At 69.1% G+C, this 16,926-nt stretch carries 11 protein-coding genes; 8 read left to right on the forward strand and 3 right to left on the reverse strand.

Annotation, left to right across the window (positions count from 1 at the left end):
* The first annotated feature begins 427 nt into the window (after positions 1–427).
* Together ACILR9_RS19510 and ACILR9_RS19515 are read left to right on the forward strand one after the other, a co-directional pair.
* Positions 428–1,540, forward strand: coding sequence for a class I SAM-dependent methyltransferase (locus ACILR9_RS19510; protein WP_395711624.1), 1,113 nt, complete (start codon positions 428–430; stop codon positions 1,538–1,540).
* Entirely contained in the window at positions 1,537–5,040 is a 3,504-nt protein-coding gene (locus ACILR9_RS19515) for a glycosyltransferase family 4 protein (protein WP_395711625.1), read from the forward strand. The genes ACILR9_RS19510 and ACILR9_RS19515 overlap by 4 nt, the downstream gene beginning before the upstream one ends.
* Before the next feature lie 53 nt (positions 5,041–5,093).
* On the opposite strand, the gene gmd is transcribed toward ACILR9_RS19515, so the two are convergent.
* Positions 5,094–6,128 carry a GDP-mannose 4,6-dehydratase gene (gene gmd, locus ACILR9_RS19520; RefSeq protein WP_395711626.1) on the reverse strand — a complete coding sequence of 345 codons (1,035 nt, stop codon included), beginning with the start codon at positions 6,126–6,128 and terminating at the stop codon, positions 5,094–5,096.
* Positions 6,129–6,523: 395 nt separating this feature from the next.
* On the opposite strand from gmd, the gene ACILR9_RS19525 reads away from it, so the two are divergent.
* A complete protein-coding gene (locus ACILR9_RS19525) occupies positions 6,524–7,420 on the forward strand; it encodes a hypothetical protein (RefSeq protein ID WP_395711627.1) in 897 nt (298 codons plus the stop codon).
* Between the two features lie 46 nt (positions 7,421–7,466).
* On the forward strand, positions 7,467–8,489 hold the full coding sequence (locus ACILR9_RS19530; protein ID WP_395711628.1) for a hypothetical protein: 1,023 nt from the start codon (positions 7,467–7,469) through the stop codon (positions 8,487–8,489).
* 45 nt (positions 8,490–8,534) lie between these two features.
* On the opposite strand, the gene ACILR9_RS19535 is transcribed toward ACILR9_RS19530, so the two are convergent.
* Positions 8,535–9,902 (reverse strand): HlyD family type I secretion periplasmic adaptor subunit, encoded by a 1,368-nt coding sequence (locus ACILR9_RS19535; RefSeq protein WP_395711629.1) that lies wholly within the window; start codon positions 9,900–9,902, stop codon positions 8,535–8,537.
* Positions 9,902–11,692 carry a type I secretion system permease/ATPase gene (locus tag ACILR9_RS19540; RefSeq protein ID WP_395711630.1) on the reverse strand — a complete coding sequence of 597 codons (1,791 nt, stop codon included), beginning with the start codon at positions 11,690–11,692 and terminating at the stop codon, positions 9,902–9,904. Before ACILR9_RS19540 ends, ACILR9_RS19535 begins: the two co-directional genes overlap by 1 nt.
* 342 nt (positions 11,693–12,034) lie before the next feature.
* Here ACILR9_RS19540 and ACILR9_RS19545 point away from each other — a divergent pair, with 342 nt between their 5' ends.
* The 4 genes from ACILR9_RS19545 (at position 12,035) to ACILR9_RS19560 (ending at position 16,922) form a co-directional block, all read left to right on the forward strand.
* Complete coding sequence (locus tag ACILR9_RS19545; RefSeq protein WP_395711631.1) at positions 12,035–12,388, forward strand: helix-turn-helix domain-containing protein; 354 nt, start codon at positions 12,035–12,037, stop codon at positions 12,386–12,388.
* Positions 12,389–12,574: 186 nt separating this feature from the next.
* Entirely contained in the window at positions 12,575–14,230 is a 1,656-nt protein-coding gene (locus tag ACILR9_RS19550) for a hypothetical protein (RefSeq protein ID WP_395711632.1), read from the forward strand.
* Between the two features lie 209 nt (positions 14,231–14,439).
* Entirely contained in the window at positions 14,440–15,792 is a 1,353-nt protein-coding gene (locus tag ACILR9_RS19555; protein ID WP_395711633.1) for a glycosyltransferase family 4 protein, read from the forward strand.
* 215 nt (positions 15,793–16,007) lie between these two features.
* Positions 16,008–16,922: a hypothetical protein gene (locus tag ACILR9_RS19560; protein WP_395711634.1), complete on the forward strand. Its 915-nt coding sequence runs from the start codon at positions 16,008–16,010 to the stop codon at positions 16,920–16,922.
* Positions 16,923–16,926: the final 4 nt, after the last annotated feature.

Below are 16,926 nucleotides of genomic sequence, written 5' to 3' on the forward strand. Positions count from 1 at the left end.
CCGAAACGATCAAGAGCTTGTGCAAGGCCAGAGGTAAGACCACGAACGACCACAGCATCTTGCCGACCATCTGGACATCCGGGCCACATGAAGGCAAGGCTCGCCCCGCAACAAGGATAGAATGATGCTTCGAGCGGACGTACCCGGTATCGATTCGCGCCTGCTCGAGCAGCGTGTCCGGCAGGAGCTGGCGGCCCACCCGGCCGATCCCGTGCCTCCGCTGCCGAACGCCGACCGGACGGCCGGGCAGCCGGCGGCTGAAATTTCGGCGCTTCCCGCAAGCGATGCCTCGCCGGCGGCACCCCCACCGGCCGCGCTGCCGCCCGATGCCCCACCAGGAGGGCCAGAGCCAGGAGGGCCAGAGCCAGGAGGGCCAGAGCCAGAGGGGCCGACGCCACGCGGTCCGCTGGGCCTGATCGGCCGGACAATGGCGCGGCTCGGCGCCCTGTACCGCCAGCACAGCCGCCATCATCAGCTGCAACGGCGTTTTTCCGAGATCTGGGGATGGGCCGGCGAGACCGCCGACAGGGTGCATGACCTCAGCCGGCAGATCGACGCGTTGCGCCTGCAATTGAGCGCGCTCGGCGACCAGCATCGCGCGCTCGCGGCCCTCAACCTGACGCAGGCCGAAAGCCAGCGCGTCCTGCACGACCAGCTCGAGGGCCGGCTCGCCCGGCTCGACCGCGCCGCCGTCCGCATCGAGGGCGACCTGCGTTTCGAGCATCGCCGGCTCGCCCGGCTGATCGATGCCGCCGGAGGGGGCCGGCCGCAGGACGCGGGGGCCGGCGACGCTGTCGCCGCCGGATCGCGGCCTGCCGAGCCGGCGCACGCGCGGCCGGATCGGGCGCGACCCGCGGCGCTGTCGGCTGCCAGCGAGCTCTCCGGCCGCTTCGCCCAGGGCTTCGAGGAACGCTTCCGCGGGTCGCGCGAGGACATCAAGGGCCGGCTCCGGGTGCATCTCGAGCGGGTCCGCGGCCAACCGGTCGTGACCCCGCGCCATCCGCTGCTCGACGTCGGCTGCGGGCGCGGCGAGTGGCTCGAGCTGCTGGCCGAGGCCGCGGTGCCGGCCTACGGCATCGATGCCAACCCGCAGATCGTCGATGCCTGCCGGCGGCGCGGCCTCGCCGTCAGCCGGGACGACGCGATCGACCATCTGGCGCGCCTGCCGGACGGGGCGCTGGGCGCGATCTCGGCGTTCCACGTGATCGAGCACCTGGCGCTCGAGGACATGCTGCGGCTGATCGACGAGGCGCGCCGCACCCTGGTGCCGAACGGCATCCTGATCCTCGAGACGCCCAACCCGGAAAACCTCAAGGTGGGCGCCCTCACGTTCCACCAGGACCCGACCCATCTGCGCCCGTTGCCGCCGGTCCTGGTCGAGTACCTGGTGTCGAGCCGCGGCTTCCACGAGGTCGAGCTGATGCGCCTGCATCCCTACCCTGCGTCCTCGCTGGTCAACGAGGACAGCGAGGCCGCGCGGCGGCTGAACGAGCTGCTCTACGGGCCGCAGGATATCGCCGTGCTGGCGCGCCGGGCGTGAGCGGCGGCGCAATGCCCTTCAAGCCGCGCGCCATCCACCAGTTCCATGGCGGCTCCGCCCTTGGCGACGCCATCACCAATGGCCTGTTCTACATCCGCGACCTGCTGCGCGGCCTGGGCTACGCCTCGGAGATGTACATCGAGGACGTGACGCCCGAGCTGGCGGCCGACCTCCATCCCGCGGCGTCCTTCCCCGACAGCCCCGACACGGTGCTGATCGTCCACTTCTCGTGGGCGATCCGCTATTTCGACTGGCTGAAGACGCTCAGCTGCCGCAAGCTGCTGGTCTACCACAACATCACGCCGCTCGAGTTCTTCGAGGAAGGCGGCGAGTTCGAGCGGGTTGCCCACCTCGCCCGCCAGCAGCTCGCCGGCTTGCGCGACCTGGTCGAGGGCGCCTTCGCGCCGTCCGACTACAATGCCCGCGAGCTGCGCGCGCTGGGCTTCCCGCGGATCGAGATCGTGCCGCTGCTGTTCGACCCCGAGGCGTGGCAGACGGCGCCCTGCGATGCCGACTTCGCCCGCCGCCTGGCCGAGGACGACGCCTTCAACATCCTGTTCGTCGGCCGCATCGTCGCCAACAAGTACCAGGAGGACCTGGTGCTGGTCGCCGAGCGGCTCAGCGCCATGATGCGCCGCCCGGTCAAGCTCATCATCATCGGCGGGCTGGGCGCCGGCGCGGAGTATGCCGACCGGGTGCGCGACATCTGCCGCGACCGCGGGCTCGAGGACGTCGTCGATTTCCCCGGCAAGGTCGACGACCGCCGCCTGCGCGCCTATTTCCGCGGCTGCGACGTCTACCTGTGCCTGAGCGAGCACGAGGGCTTCGGCGTGCCGCTGATCGAGGCCATGCAAGCCGACCTGCCGGTGGTGGCCTACGGCGCGGCGGCGATCGCCGAGACGGTGGGCGAGGGCGGCCTAGTGCTGGCCGACAAGGAGCCGGCCACGGTGGCGGCGGTGCTCAAGGTGCTGGCCGAGGAGCCGGCGCTCAGGCGCCGCCTGGTCAGCGCCGGCCGGCGCAACGTGCGGCGCTTCGAGCGCGCCCGGGCGGTCCATCGCCTCGCCCTGCATCTGCGGCAATGGCTCGACCTCGAGCTTGAGGTGCCGGCGCCGCCGGCCGACGCCGCGCGGCCGGCGCAATGGCGCATCGAGGGGCCGTTCGATTCGAGCTACAGCCTCGCCCTGGTCAACCGCGCCCTGGGCGCGGCGCTGGCCGGGCGCGGTCTCGATGTCGGGCTGCATTCGACCGAGGGGCCGGGCGACTATCCGCCGGACGAGGCTTTCCTGGCCGGCGAGCCCGGCATCGCCGAGCTGTGGCGGCGTGGCCGGCGCATGGCGCGGCCCGACATCGTGCTGCGCAACCTGTATCCGCCGCGGGTCAGCGCGATGCCCGGCCCGACCCGGATCCTGGCCAACTGGGGCTGGGAGGAATCGGGCATCCCGGTGCGCTGGATCGAGCAGTTCAACCGCGAGCTCAGCCTGGTCACCGTGGTGTCGCGCTTCGTCGCCAAGGCGCTGGTCGACAACGGCGTGCGCGTGCCGGTTGTAGTGGTCGGCAACGGCGCCGAGCATTTCAGCGGTGCGGCGGCGCCCTCTCCTTCCCTCCCTGGCGGAGCCGGGGAGGTGTCGCCGCCTTGCGGCGACGGAGGGGTCAAGGGCACCACCACTGAAGTTCATGACCCCTCCGTCCCGATTACGGGACCCCTCCCCGGCGAAGCTGGGGAGGAAAGTGGAGCGCGCGACGGCAGGCTGCGCTTTCTGCACGTCTCCTCGGGCTTCCCGCGCAAGGGCGTCGACTGCCTGATCGAGGCGTGGGGCAGCGCCTTCACCACGGCCGACCCGGTGTGCCTGGTGGTGAAGACCTTCCCCAACCCGCACAACGACATCGCCCTGCAGGTCGCGGCGTTGCGGCGGCGCTTCCCCGACCATGCCGAGATCGTGCTGATCGACGAGGACGTCGACAAGGGCCGCATCGCCGGCCTCTACCGCGACTGCGACGTGCTGGTCATGCCGTCGCGCGGCGAAGGCTTCGGGCTGCCGGCGGCCGAGGCGATGCTGGCCGGGCTGCCGGTGATCGCGACCGGCCATGGCGGGCTCAGCGACTTCTGCACGCCCGACACCGCCTGGCTGGTCGACTACCGCTTCGCCCGGGCGCAGAGCCATTTCGGCGTGTTCGCCTCGGCCTGGGTCGACCCCGACGTCGACGATCTGGCGCGGGCGCTGCGCGCCGTGCAGGCCGCCTCGCCGGCCGAGCGGCGGGCCCGCACCGACGCCGCCCGCGCCCTGGTCGAGCGCGTCTTCAGCTGGCCGGCGGTGGCACGGCGGACCGAGGCCGCCGTGGCCAGCCTCGACAGCCAGCCGGCGGTGCGGCCGTTCGACCGCGTGGCCTGGGTGTCGAGCTGGAACGTGCGCTGCGGCATCGCCTCCTATGCCCGCCTGCTGGCCGGGGAGTTCCCCGCCGGCAGCCTGCAGGTGCTGGCCAGCCGGTCGAACGACCGGCTGGCGCCGGACGAGGCCAACGTGGTGCGCTGCTGGAACCAGGGCTGGGAAGATCCGCTCGACGAGCTCCACGACGCCATCATCGCCGGCGGCGCGCGCGCGGTAGTGATCCAGTTCAATTTCGGCTTCTTCGATCTGGCGGCGCTCGGCCGCCTGCTCGACCGCCTGGCGGCCGCCGGCGTGGCCTGCCACCTGGTGCTGCATTCGACGCAGGACGTGCAGAAGCCCGACCGCTTCATGTCGCTCGGCCAGATCGCCGCCAGCCTGGCGCGGGTCCGGCGCATCCTGGTGCACGGCATTCCCGACCTCAACCAGCTGAAGCGCTTCGGGCTGGTCGACAACGTCGCCCTGTTCCCGCACGGCGCGCTCCGGCTCGACCGGCCGGCGACGCCGGCCGGCGAGCCGGTGATCGCCTGCTTCGGCTACCTGCTGCCGCACAAGGGCGTGCGCCAGCTGATCGAGGCGTTCGTCCGCCTCCATGCGCGGCCCGGGAAGGCGAGAGAGGGCGGGCCCAGGCTGCTGCTGCTCAATGCGCTCTACCCGGTGCCCGAGTCGGAGCAGGAGCTGGCGGCCTGCCGGGCCCTGATCGCCGCCCATCCCGAGGCCGCGGCGCAGATCGAGCTGGTCACCGACTATCTCGGCGAGCGCGAGGTGCTGGAGCGCCTGGGCGAGGCGTCGCTGATCGTCTTCCCCTACCAGTTCACCCAGGAATCCTCGAGCGCCGCCGTACGCTTCGCGCTCGCCACCGGACGGCCGGTGACCTGCACGCCGCTGTCGATCTTCGACGACATCGCCGAGGTCGTGCACCGCCTGCCCGGCACCTCGGCGGAGGCGATCGAGGCCGGCATCGAGGAGCTGCTCGGCGCGCCGCAGCGCCTGGCCTCGCTCGGCAGCCGCCAGGCCGCGTGGCTCGCCGAATACGACTGGCGGGTGGTGTCGCGGCGCCTGTGGAACATGCTGCAGGCACCCCCGGTGATCGACCTGGTGGCCGCCGACCGCTGATGCCGCTCCTCATTCTCCTCCCCAGCGTCCTCGCCGGGGAGGAGAATGATCTCCTACAGCATCAGGCGGCCGTCGCGGACGCGGCGGTCGTCGGCCTCGGCCATCATGGCGACGAGGTCGGGCAGCGCCACCGTCGGTTGCCAGCCCAGGCGCTCCTTGGCCTTGGAGAAATCGCCGACCAGCAGGTCGACCTCGGCCGGCCGGTAGTGGATCGGATTGATGGTGACGAGCACCCGCCCGCTGCGCCGGTCGATGCCGCGCGTGGCCTTGCCGGTGCCCTCCCAGCCGATCGAGAAGCCCAGCGCGTCGGCGGCAAGCTCGATGAAGCGGCCGACCGAGTACGCCCGGCCGGTCGCCAGCACGTAGTCGGCCGCCTGCGGCTGCTGCAGCATGCGCCACATGCCTTCGACATAGTCGCCGGCGAAGCCCCAGTCGCGCTGCGCCTCGACGTTGCCGACCTCCAGCACGTCCTGCTGGCCGTGGCGGATCCGGGCCAGCGCCAGGGTGACCTTGCGGGTGATGAACTCGGGCCCGCGCAACGGGCTCTCGTGGTTGAACAGGATGCCGGCGCTGGCGTGCAGATCGTAGCTCTCGCGGTAGTTCACCGTGATCCAGTGGGCGTAGAGCTTGGCCACCGCATAGGGACTGCGCGGATAGAACGGCGTACGCTCGCTCTGCGGCATGGTCTGCGCCTTGCCGAACAGCTCCGAGGTGCTGGCCTGATAGAAGCGGATCGCCGGGTTGACCGCGCGGATGGCTTCCAGGACCCGGGTCACGCCGAGCGCGCCGACATCGCCGGTGTAGATCGGCTGCTCGAAGCTGGTGTGGACGAAGCTCTGGGCGGCGAGGTTGTAGACCTCGTCCGGCCGCACCTGCTCCAGGGCGCGCAGGAGGTTGCTGAACTCGTTGAGCTCGAGGGTGACGGGCCGGATGGCGTCGGCGATGCCGAGCTCGCGCAGACGCGGCAGGGTCTGCGACGCGGCGCGCCGGATGGCGCCGTAGACCTCGTAGCCCTTGTCGAGCAGCAGCCGCGCCAGGTACGCGCCGTCTTGTCCGGTCACGCCGGTGATCAGGGCGCGACGCGCCATCAGGGGTGCTCCAATGCTGAACGCCTCGTGCGCGCGCACGAAACGCGGGCTCGACTAGCACGCGTTCCGCCGAGCGCCAAGCAACCCCTGGGCGGATCGCCGGCCGCGCCGCGCGGCGCTTCGCCCCGGCCTGCTCCGCCGCGGACACATCTCGACTCCCTCGCCCGTCATCGGGTCGTCATCAGGGGAGGCGAGCAATCGTCATCGGGGGAGGCGAGCAAGAGGTGCTCAAACGAAATGATGACCGATCGTCGCGACGATGGTCAAATGGACATCCAACCCGGACTGCGCCGACCTGCTGCCACGACTCCCTTATGCTCACTGCGATCAAGCGGGCCCTCGCCCTTCTTTCCCCCCCTGCCCCGCTTTCTTCCGGGCAGGGCCGATCCCTGGAAGTGCGGGAGATCGCGTTCGATGGCAGGCTGGCCTCTGCCGAGCAGGAAAACGATCGACTGAAGGCGACGCTGCGCGATCACGAGACCAGGCTCGAGCGGCTCGGCCGGGAAAGCAACCAGCTGATCCTGGACAATGTCCGCCTGCGCGAGAAGATCGGCGAGGTCGTGCAGCATCACGTCGGCGCCTGGACATCGTCGCGCCGCGGCCCCGAGCTCGGCCCCGACGACGTCGGCGCCTTCATCGCGGCGATGGACGACAAATTCGACGGCCATCTGAGCTCCGTCCTCAACTACTCGCGCGTCGTCTCGCTCGCCCATTTTGCGCGCTCGATGGAACGGCTGGGACTGGCCCGGCAGGACCATGTCGGGATCGTCTCGGGCAGCCTGCGGGAGTGGGAGCTCGCCTTCCTGACGCCGCAGCGCGTGACCGTCCTCGGCTTCGAGTCCGACCCGGCCAACGACCTCGACCTGTCGTGGTGCGACCGGCCGCCGCAAAACTTCTCCATGACGATCTGCAATCAGGTGCTGGAGCATGTCTTCAACGCGCACGTGGCGTTCCGGAACCTGGTCCACCACACGGCGCCGGGCGGCTACCTCTACGTGACCATCCCGACGATAAACTGCATTCACGGCGAGCCGCATTTCTATTCGTCGGGCTTTCACCCGCGCTTCCTCGAGCGGCTGGCCGAGGAAGGCCGCGTCGAGCTGGTCGAGCTCGGCTTCTGGGGCTCCTACAAGTACCTGATCAACGCGGTCACTGGGTACTGGCTGTGCGAGCGCCAGCTGCTTCCCGGATCGACCCAGGGCGTGCTGTTCCCGGAGCTGGTGACCCGCGACGGCCGCATCCGCGAGGATCGCTTCATCACCGACTGCTGGGCCCTCTTCCGCAAGCCCTGAGTTCCGCCAGCCCGCCCCCCCTTCCGAACTGGATATCGTGCGCCCCATGGATTCTTCCCGCTCGCCCGCCGCCCGCCCGGCCGGCAGGACACTGGATTGGCTGAGAAAGCTGCTCGGCAGGAGCGCACCGCCGCCCGCCCGACCCGACGCGAAGCCGGCCGGCCGGGTGTTCGATTGCTTCATGTTCTCCACCGAGCTCGACGTCCTCGAGGTCCGGCTGGCCGAGCTCGCGCCGGTGGTCGATTTCTTCGTGCTCCTCGAGGCGCCGATCACGCATCAGGGCAAACCCAAGCCGCTGCATTTCGCCGACAATGCCCGGCGCTTCGAGCGCTTCAGGCACAAGATCCGCCACGTCGTGGTGAACGACATGCCGGTCGGCGAGGATCACTGGCGGCGCGAGCGTCATCAGCGCAATGCGCTGCGCGGCGCCATTACCGATGCCGCCCCCGACGACCTCGTCGTGGTCTCCGACGTCGACGAGATCCCGCGCGCCGGCACCATCGCGCTGGCCCGCGACAAGCAGGGCTTCGTGTTCCTCGAGCTCGCCCTCAACTACTACTACTTCAATCTCACGGCAGGGCCCTGGCTCAAGGCCTATGCCGCCCCCAAGCAGGTCATCGACCGCATGGAGGATCTCGCCCTGCCGCGCTGGCAGGAGCTGGCCTACCTGGATCAGATCGGCAGGGCTGCGGACGACGCCGTCATTCGCGATGCCGGCTGGCATTTCACCTGGCAGGGCGGCGTGACCGCGATCATGAGCAAGCTCGACGCCTTTGCCCATGCCGAGTTCCAGCCCCTGCGCAACGCCGTCCTGATCGAGCGCGCCATGCAGGATCGCCGCTTCTTCATCGGCAACGAGGCGCTGAGCGAGATGCCGACCGACCGCCTCCCGGCAACGGTGCGCGAGAATCTCGCCCACTACCGGCAAAAAGGCTGCCTGGCACCGGCGCAGGAGGAGCGGACGGGGGCACGCTCAGGCGCCGCTCGCCCGCTCGGGGAGAGGTTGGGCGAGGCGGTCGCAGGGGATGCGGCGGCCGTCGAAGCCCCCTCGCCGAGCCTCTCCCCCTAGCGGGGCGGAGAAACGTGAAGGAAGGCTGGCGACGGAAGCTGCAGCCTAGCGTTCCTTGAAGGCGCGCGCGAAGTTGTTGGAGATCGGCCCGGCGATGTACTGCAGCGCGGTGCGCTCGCCGCGGTTGATCAGCACCTCGACCGGCATGCCGGTGTGGATCTTGAGGTCGCCGAGCTTGGCCAGCTCCTTGCTATCGATCGTCACGCGCGCGGTGTAGAACGCGTTCGGCACCAGGGTCGGCATCGCGGCGGTCGACAGGCCGGGCCGCTGATCCATGGTCAGGCGGTCGGCCGAGACGTACTCCAGCGTGCCCTCGAGCACCGGCGTGTTCTTGGCGGCGACGGTGGTGAAGCGGAGATGGACCGACTGGCCGGGATGCACCGAATCGATGTCGGCCGGCGAGACCTGGGCCTGCGCCACGATCTTCTCGTTCGACGGCACGATGGCGAGGATGGTGGCGCCCGGCGGCACGACGCCGCCCACCGTCACGTAGGCGAGGTTGATCACCGTGCCGTCGACCGGCGCAGTGATCTCGAGCCGGCGGCTCTGGTCCTCGAGCATGCCGAGCCGCTCGGTCGCCTCGAACAGCTTGGCCTGGACCTCGCGCAGCTCCTTGGTGATCTCCTGGGCGCGGTCGTTGTCGAGCTGCAGGATCTGCAGCTTGGTCTCGCCGATCGTCTGCTGCGCCTTGGCGATCGAGGCGATGTGGTCGGCCGCCTCGCCGTCGAGCCGGCTCGCCTCGCGCTGCAGCGCGAGGTAGCGCTGGCGCGTCACGTGGCCCTTCTTCACCAGGTCCTCGATCATGCGCATCTCTTCGTCGATCAGCTCGCCCTGGCGGGCCTTCGACTTCTGCAGCGCCCGGAAGCCCTCGATCTGCTCCTCGAGCTGCACGATGCGCTGCTGCAGGATCTGGCGCTGGCCCTTGATCGCGGCGTTGCGGGTCTGGAACTGCGCCTCGGCAAGCTTCAGGATCTCGCCCACCTTCTTGTCGGACTTGCGCGCCAGCAGATCCTCGGGAAAGCTGATCGCCTTCTGCTCGTCGCGCTCGGCGGTCAGGCGCGCCTCGGCGGCGAGCTGGGTGTAGCGCTCGCCGCGGGCGACCTCTTCCTGGGCCCGCGTGCGCGTCTCGTCGAGCCGCATCAGGAGCTGGCCCTGCTTGACGACCGAGCCTTCCTTGACCAGCACCTCGGCGACGATGCCGCCTTCGAGATGCTGCACCGAGCGGCGATCCGATTCGACGGCGATCATGCCGGGCGCCACCACGGCGCTGTCGATCGGCGCGGTCGCCGACCAGGCGCCGATGCCGCCGAACACGATGAGGATGACCACGCCGGCGAGCACGAGCGGCCGCACCGCGTTGCGCGGCGGAACCGCGTCCTTGTCCAGCCTGACCTGGGGAATGCCCGCGTTCATCAGCCGTCGCCTCCTTGTCGCGCGGCGGCCACGGCGGCCACTGCGGGTCGTTGCTGCTGCGGTGCGCTCGGCACCGCGGCCGGCCGGACCAGGCCGGCCAGGACTTCGTCGCGCGTGCCGAAGCGCTCGACGTTGCCGCCATTCAGCACCAGGATCTTGTCCATACTGGTGAGAATGTTGGGCCGATGGGTGACCACGACGATCGTGGTGCGGCGACGCTTGAGCTGGTTGAGCGCGTCGGCCAGCGCCGATTCGCCGGCATGGTCGAGATTGGAGTTGGGCTCGTCGAGCACCACCACGCGCGGGTTGCCGTAGAGCGCGCGGGCAAGGCCGATGCGCTGGCGCTGGCCGCCCGACAGGCTCTGGCCGCCCTGGCCGATGCGGGTGTCGTAGCCGCTGGGGAACTGCAGCACGAGATCATGCACGCCGGCGAGCTGGGCCGCCTCGATCACCGCCTGGGCATCGACGGCGCCCATGCGCGCGATGTTCTCCGCCACCGTGCCGTCGAACAGCTCGACGTCCTGCGGCAGGTAGCCGAGGAAGCGGCCGAGCTCGACCCGGTCGTACTGGTTGATGTCGGCGCCGTCGAGACGGACGACGCCGCGGAAGGTCGGCCACACGCCGATCAGCGCGCGCACCAGGCTCGACTTGCCGGAGGCGCTGGGGCCGACCACGCCGATCGCCTCGCCCGAGGCGATGTCGAGGTTGACGCCGCGCAGCACCTCGACCTGGGAGCCCGGCGGCACCACGACCAGGCCGAGCGCCGTCAGGCGGCCCTGCGGCGCCGGCAGCTGCATGCGCTGCGGCTGCTCGGGCGCCATCGCCAGCACGTCGGCAAGGCGGCGCCATGCATAGCGCGTGTTGACGAAGGCCTGCCACACGCCGACCGACTGCGCCACCGGGGCGAGCGCGCGCGACATCAGGATGTTGGCGGCGAAGATCGCGCCGCCCGTCACCTGGCCCTCGATCACCAGGTAGGCGCCGAGCGCCAGGATGCCGAGCTGGGCGACGCCCTGCCAGAACTTGGTCGAGGCCAGCACCGCGCCCGCCCAGTCGCTCGCCTGGGCCTGCAGGGTCAGCGCCTTCTCGTGCTTCTTCATCCACCGCTTCAGCATCTCGGGCCGCATGCCCATGGCTTCGACGGCTTCGTTGTTGCGCAGGTTGGCGTCGACGAAATGCAGCGCATCGATGCTGTGCGTCGTCGCCGCGGCGATGTCCTTGCGGGTGCCGAACTCCTGCAGCGTCGCCAGCGCGAACAGCACGGCGGCGGCGACGATCGAGTAGATCGCGTACCATGGATGGAGGAGGTACAGCGTGAGCAGGAAGATCGGCGTCCACGGCACGTCGACGAAGGTCAGGAAGCCGTTGCCTGTCGCGAATTGCCGCACCGTGTCGAGGTCGCGCAACGGCTGGGCCGAGTTGAGCTGCATCGAATGCAGGCTGCCCTTGGCCATGCGCAGCGACACCCGGAAGATGGCATCGAACACGCGCGGCCCCATGCGCTCGTCGAGCAGGATGCCGACCCGCACCATGGTGCGCGAGCGCAGGGCCTCCAGGCTGGCGTAGACGACGTACAGGATGATCGCCGCCAGGGTGATCATGACCAGCGTGGTCTGGTTGCGGCTCGCCAGGACGCGATCGTAGATCTGCATCATGTAGAGCGGCGACACCAGCATCAGCACGTTGATGAACACGCTGACGGCGGCAACGCCCAGGAATACCCCTCTATAGGCGCGGAAAGCGGCCCATAGCTCGGACGGCGGCGGTCGACTTGGTCTGGGAGGGATCACGATTCACTCATGCCGGAGACATATGGCGCAATTCGGGCGTAGACATCGCGCGATCTACTTACAAAGTCCTTAGGAGCAGGCTGCGCGGCTCGCCGACTGGCCGTTGGATTGCAACGATGACTGCTGGATGATTTGCAATGCGCACCGCCATAATCGCCCTTCCTGGCCCGTCACGTCGGGGCACACCCGGCAAATCCCGACGGCATATTTGCCATAGTTCGCTTTTAGAGTACAGCAACTGTTGCACTGGGCCGCAGAAGGATATAAGAGTCACTTTAGGAGTTCCGCGAACCGGCGTCGTTTGGGGCGGCGCCACTCTCGGCAGAGGGATTGGAGAGAGCGATGTATAGCCATCCGCAGCATCGAGCATCCTACGATGTAAAGCAGCTCCGGCAGGACGCCGGCCGTTGGCTCAAGCAGTTGCGCGAGGCCCGCGGCCTTTCGCAACGCGAGCTGGCAAAGCTGGTCGGGCTGAATTTCTATACCTTCGTGTCGCAGCTCGAATCGGGCCGCGGCCGCATTCCGCCGGATCGCTATCGGGTCTGGGCGGACGCGCTCGGGGTCGATCCGCAGGATTTCGTCAAGGAGCTGCTGCGCTACTACGATCCGATCACCCACTACTTCCTGTTCGAGGCCGGCGGCGAAGGGCACGAGATGCCCCGGGCGACGCCGGACTCGACGCGGCGGCTGATGTAACGCTCTGTTGCGTACGGCGTGAAGTGTGGATTGACGGCAACAGTGCCGGCGATTTAGTGGGCCGGTACGGGGGGACCGTCGACCGCGGAGAGGACTCGCTATAATTTCCGCATAATTCCTGGGCACGACGAGGGTGGGCCACGCGACAGGCGGGGGACCCGATCGGCGAACGACTTTGGGTGGGTGATGGTCGCGATCTTTCGTTTTACCCTTCCGACTCGCAAAGAATGGTCTGCCGCCGAGCAGGCCGAGTTCGTCCGCACTGCCGCGATCCTGCGCGGCACCGGCCTGCCCGTGATCTGCGAGACGGGGGTATCGGACGAGGGCGATCCCTGGGTGATCTTCCTGCGCGAGGACACCGGCGACGTGATCGCCCACATCGCCAAGATCGACGGCCAGGTGATGGCCGCCAGCGCGGCGACCGGCGATGTGGTGTGCGGCCCGAGCTTCCGGACGGTGATGGACAAGGTGGTGCGCAGCCAGCCGCTGGTCCTGCCCGCCGCGTCGCTCGGCGACCGCATCCATCTGCATCCGTCGACGGTGATCATCGCCTTCATCGCCACCGCGCTTGCCTGGTCGCTCGAGGACGATGCCCGGTTGTATGACTGGAAGGTCGACAGCGACGGCACGGTCGCCCTGGTCAGCGGCGGTCGCGATGCCTCGGGCAACGTCCTGCGCGACTCCCTGTTCTCCAAGGTCGAGGCGAGCCGGCTCGGTCTCGACACCGGCAACCACAACCTGTCGGGATCGCTGGTCGTCGCGGCCGCCCTGGCCGCGGTCGCCGCCGTGGCCAAGTCCCTCGAGCTGCTGGGCGACGAGACCGATCGCGTGGCCGCCGTGCCGGATACGACCGATCGCGGCTCCATGGTCGTCCAGCACGACGCCAACGCCGCTCCCGCCGATCCGCAGAATGCCGTGCCCGATATCGCGGCAACGCGCGACTCGTCGGGCAGTGATCAGCTGGACGTCGCCGATCTCGGCCAGGACGGGCTGCTGTGGCGGGGCGTGGTCGACGGGTTGGCCTCGCACAGCATCAAGCTGCTGTTCGACGTCGGCCGGGTTGGCGACCTGCCTGACCTGCCGACGCTGCCGACCGAGAAAGCGGCACTGGCGGACGGCCTGATCGAAACGGTCGCCCTCCGGACGCTGCCACCGGTTTCCGAGATGGCGGCAGAGGAATCGCCCGCACAGGTCGTCGTTGCCGCACCCAAGGTGGAAGCCGAGGCGCCGACGGCACCGGCGACACCGATAACCCATGCCGTGGCCCTGGTGGCGCCGCCGCAAGGCCCGACCTTCACGTTCCACGGCAGCTCGGTAACCGTGTCGTCCGAGGCCTGGAAGCTGCTGTTCTCGCCCGAGCTCGCCCCGCGCCTGACCTTCACCGATGGACCCGACAGCCATCAACCCTCGTCCATCTCCACCGCGAGCACCGATCTGCTGGATGACGTCTCTCAGCCGACGACCGCGGCTCAGACCGCCACGACGCAAGACTCCGGCTACAAGCTGATCGACGACATACTGACCTTTGCCGCCGATTCGAGCCATGAGCTCCGCGCCTCGGCGCCCGCGATCCAGTCTCTCAATGGCGCGCTGGCCGACATGTCGCTGTTTCTGCCGACGGCCGACCGCATCCTGATCATCGACCTGCCCGATCTGAACGCCGGCGTCTTCCAGTTCGTCAAAGGCCTGTTGATGATGTCGGTCGAGGAGGCGGAGAAGCTGATGCCGTCGCTCGATATGCATACCCAGGCGGAATATACCCTGGCCAACGGCCAGACGCTGAAGCTGATGGGCGTCGTCGACCTCAACGACTACCACCCGACGACGTCGGCGCACGTCTAGCCCGGGTTGCCCCTCGCTGGCTCCTCGCATGGAGCGTCATGTCCTCCGGACCGCGGGCGTCTCGCCCGCTCTCGATCCATGAGCAGGCGAGACGCCCGCGGTCCGGAAGAGTCATGAGATGTTGGTCCCGGCCGCACTTCTTGTATGAAAGGCCGCCAACGGCCCTTGCGCGATCCGCGAGGCGGACACAAGGAGCGCACTGCAGATCCATGACGCTTTGGCTAGATGTCGATGACCTTTTCTATTTCGCCGAACGCAGCGCCCGACCGACCGGCATCCAGCGCCTGACCGGCGAGGTCTATTGCGCGCTCGCCGGGCAGGCTCCCGACCGCGTGCGCTTCGTCACGCACAACCAACGACCCGGCCTGTTCAAGCTGGTCGATTGGCAGGAGGTGCACGACACCTATCGCACCATGACCAGCGGCAAGGCCGAGCGTCCGCCAGCCCCGCCGCCGCCCGATGCAGTCGAGACGGGAGGAGCTGCGTCGGCGGCGGCGCCCTCGCTCATGGCCCGCCTGCGCAGCTGGATGTTTCCGCCCTCGCCCGCGCGGCCGGAGCCCGGACCGCGACCGGCGCCGCTGCCCGAGCCGGCCCCCGCGCGGATCAGAGATCTGCGCAACGTCGGCCGGCCGGGCGACTGGCTGTGCGCGCTCGGCGCGCCGTGGCACGACGGCAATTACGCCGAGCGCGTCGGCGAGCTGACGCAGCGTACCGGCATGCGCTTTGCCATGCTGGTGCACGATCTCATTCCGCTGGTCCGGCCGGAGTATTTCGAGCTCGGGCGGGCTCCCGAGTTCGGCAAGGTGATGCGCGAGACCCTGCCGCTCGCCGATGCCATCCTGACGAACTCGTGGTCGACGGCGCGCGACGTCGTGGCCTGGACGGCGGGCCAGAGCATTCCGCTCAAGTGCACGCCGCGTGCCGTGCCGGTCGGCACCGGCTTCGCCCGGCCGCAGCCGGGCCCCTTGCCCGAGGCGCTTGGCGCCGGAGACTTCGTGCTGTTCGTGTCGACCATCGAGACGCGCAAGAACCATCAGCAGGCATTCCGCGTCTGGTGCCGGCTGCTGCGCGACCTGCCGCGCGACAAGGTCCCGACCCTGGTGTTCGCCGGCAGCGTCGGCTGGATGGTCGACGACCTGATGAAGGCTATCGAGGCGACGCGGTGGCTCGACGGCAAGCTGGTGTTCGTCCGCTCGCCGGACGATGCCGGCCTCGCTGCGCTCTATCACGGCTGCCGCTTCACGCTGTTCCTCTCGCACTACGAAGGCTGGGGCCTGCCGGTGAGCGACAGCCTGTCATTCGGCAAGATCTGCGTCTCGTCCGATCGCACCTCGATGCCGGAAGCCGGCGGACCGTTCTGCCTCTATGTCGATCCCGACGACACCACGGGCGCCTACCAGGCGATCCGCCGTCTCATCGAGCACCCGGACGAGCTGGCGAGGCTGGAGCATCGGCTGCGCACCGACTTCGCGCCGGTCGGCTGGTCGGCCACCGCCGACGCGGTGCTTGCCGCGACCCTGGGTGCCGGCGTCCCGCCGTGCTCCTCCACGGCGTTGGGGTGACATGCTTTCTCGTCCCCGCGAGCCGACACTTCTTCGTCCCGCCCCGTAGTCGGGGGAGACCCCCAGCACGCCGGCGTGCACCACGATGCTGAGAAAATCGGGGCGGTGCCCGCCCCCAATCAAAGCTTGGAGAGGAGAATGACGCCTGCCGCGACTCCGGCTCGCCGCGCCGAAGGGGCGATGATAGGGTGGCGGCTCAACCGATGGGAGACGTCATGCGTTCTATTTGGGCGGGACTCACTGCGGCCTTGTTGCTGCTCGGGCTGGCCACGGCATCGTGGGCGCAAAGCGGGCTGGAGCGCTTCGAGAAGGAGCTCAAGCCGCAGATCGAGCTGAAGAACTTCAGCTATGCCAGCAGCGCCCCGCTCGGCAACTCTGGGTTCGTGCTGAACAACGTGGTGGCCGTCATCCCGGCCAACGCCGCGACCGGCGACAAGGAAAGCACGGTCAAGATCGACAAGGTAACCGTCGACGAGCTCGATTTCGATCGCCTGAAGAAGGATGCCAATCCCGACGAAGGCCCGCGCTTCGCCAAGCTCAAGCTCGAAGGCATCACCGGCGACGACGAGCTGTTCACCGCCCTGCAGCCCTACGGCGTGCCCAAGGTGCCGGTCGACATGGCGCTCGACTATCGCATCGACACGGCGGCCAAGGTGCTGCATCTCAACAATCTCGAGATGACGCTGCGCGGTCAGGCCAGCATCGCGCTCGCCATGGTGATCGAAGGCATCAGCGACAAGACGAACGCCTCCTCGGCCAAGGACGACGGCCGCTTGCGCACGGCCAAGCTGACTTATGACGACAAAGGGCTGCTCGCGAAGGTGGTCCCGCCGCTTGCCCAGACCGAGGGCGTCAAGCCCGAGGACGTCGTGAAGACGGCGCTGGCCTCGATCGCAGGCTTCGCCGAGCCGCAGGGACCGCAGACCCTGCAGGCGCTCGACGCCATCGCCTCCTTCATCGTCGACTGGAAGGCGCCCAAGGGGCCGCTGACGCTGGGGCTGAAGCCGGCCAAGACGGCGGGCATCGACGATCTCGACAAGATCATGATGCCCAACGCGCTGACCGACCTGTTCGGCTTCACCGCGACCTATCCGGGCACCAAGCCCGGCGCCGCCAAGGCCGGCAAGTAGGGCG

Origin of the sequence: Reyranella sp. (genome assembly GCF_044224635.1) — a bacterium.
Classification (GTDB): Bacteria; Pseudomonadota; Alphaproteobacteria; order Reyranellales; family Reyranellaceae; genus Reyranella.

Coding starts and splice junctions, on each gene's coding strand:
- ACILR9_RS19555 (WP_395711633.1), top strand. CDS start 14,440: ATGACGCTTTGGCTAGATGTCGATGACCTTTTCTATTTCGCCGAACGC.
- ACILR9_RS19545 (WP_395711631.1), top strand. CDS start 12,035: ATGTATAGCCATCCGCAGCATCGAGCATCCTACGATGTAAAGCAGCTC.
- gmd (WP_395711626.1), bottom strand. CDS start 6,128: ATGGCGCGTCGCGCCCTGATCACCGGCGTGACCGGACAAGACGGCGCG.
- ACILR9_RS19510 (WP_395711624.1), top strand. CDS start 428: ATGGCGCGGCTCGGCGCCCTGTACCGCCAGCACAGCCGCCATCATCAG.
- ACILR9_RS19550 (WP_395711632.1), top strand. CDS start 12,575: ATGGTCGCGATCTTTCGTTTTACCCTTCCGACTCGCAAAGAATGGTCT.
- ACILR9_RS19535 (WP_395711629.1), bottom strand. CDS start 9,902: ATGAACGCGGGCATTCCCCAGGTCAGGCTGGACAAGGACGCGGTTCCG.
- ACILR9_RS19530 (WP_395711628.1), top strand. CDS start 7,467: ATGGATTCTTCCCGCTCGCCCGCCGCCCGCCCGGCCGGCAGGACACTG.
- ACILR9_RS19560 (WP_395711634.1), top strand. CDS start 16,008: ATGCGTTCTATTTGGGCGGGACTCACTGCGGCCTTGTTGCTGCTCGGG.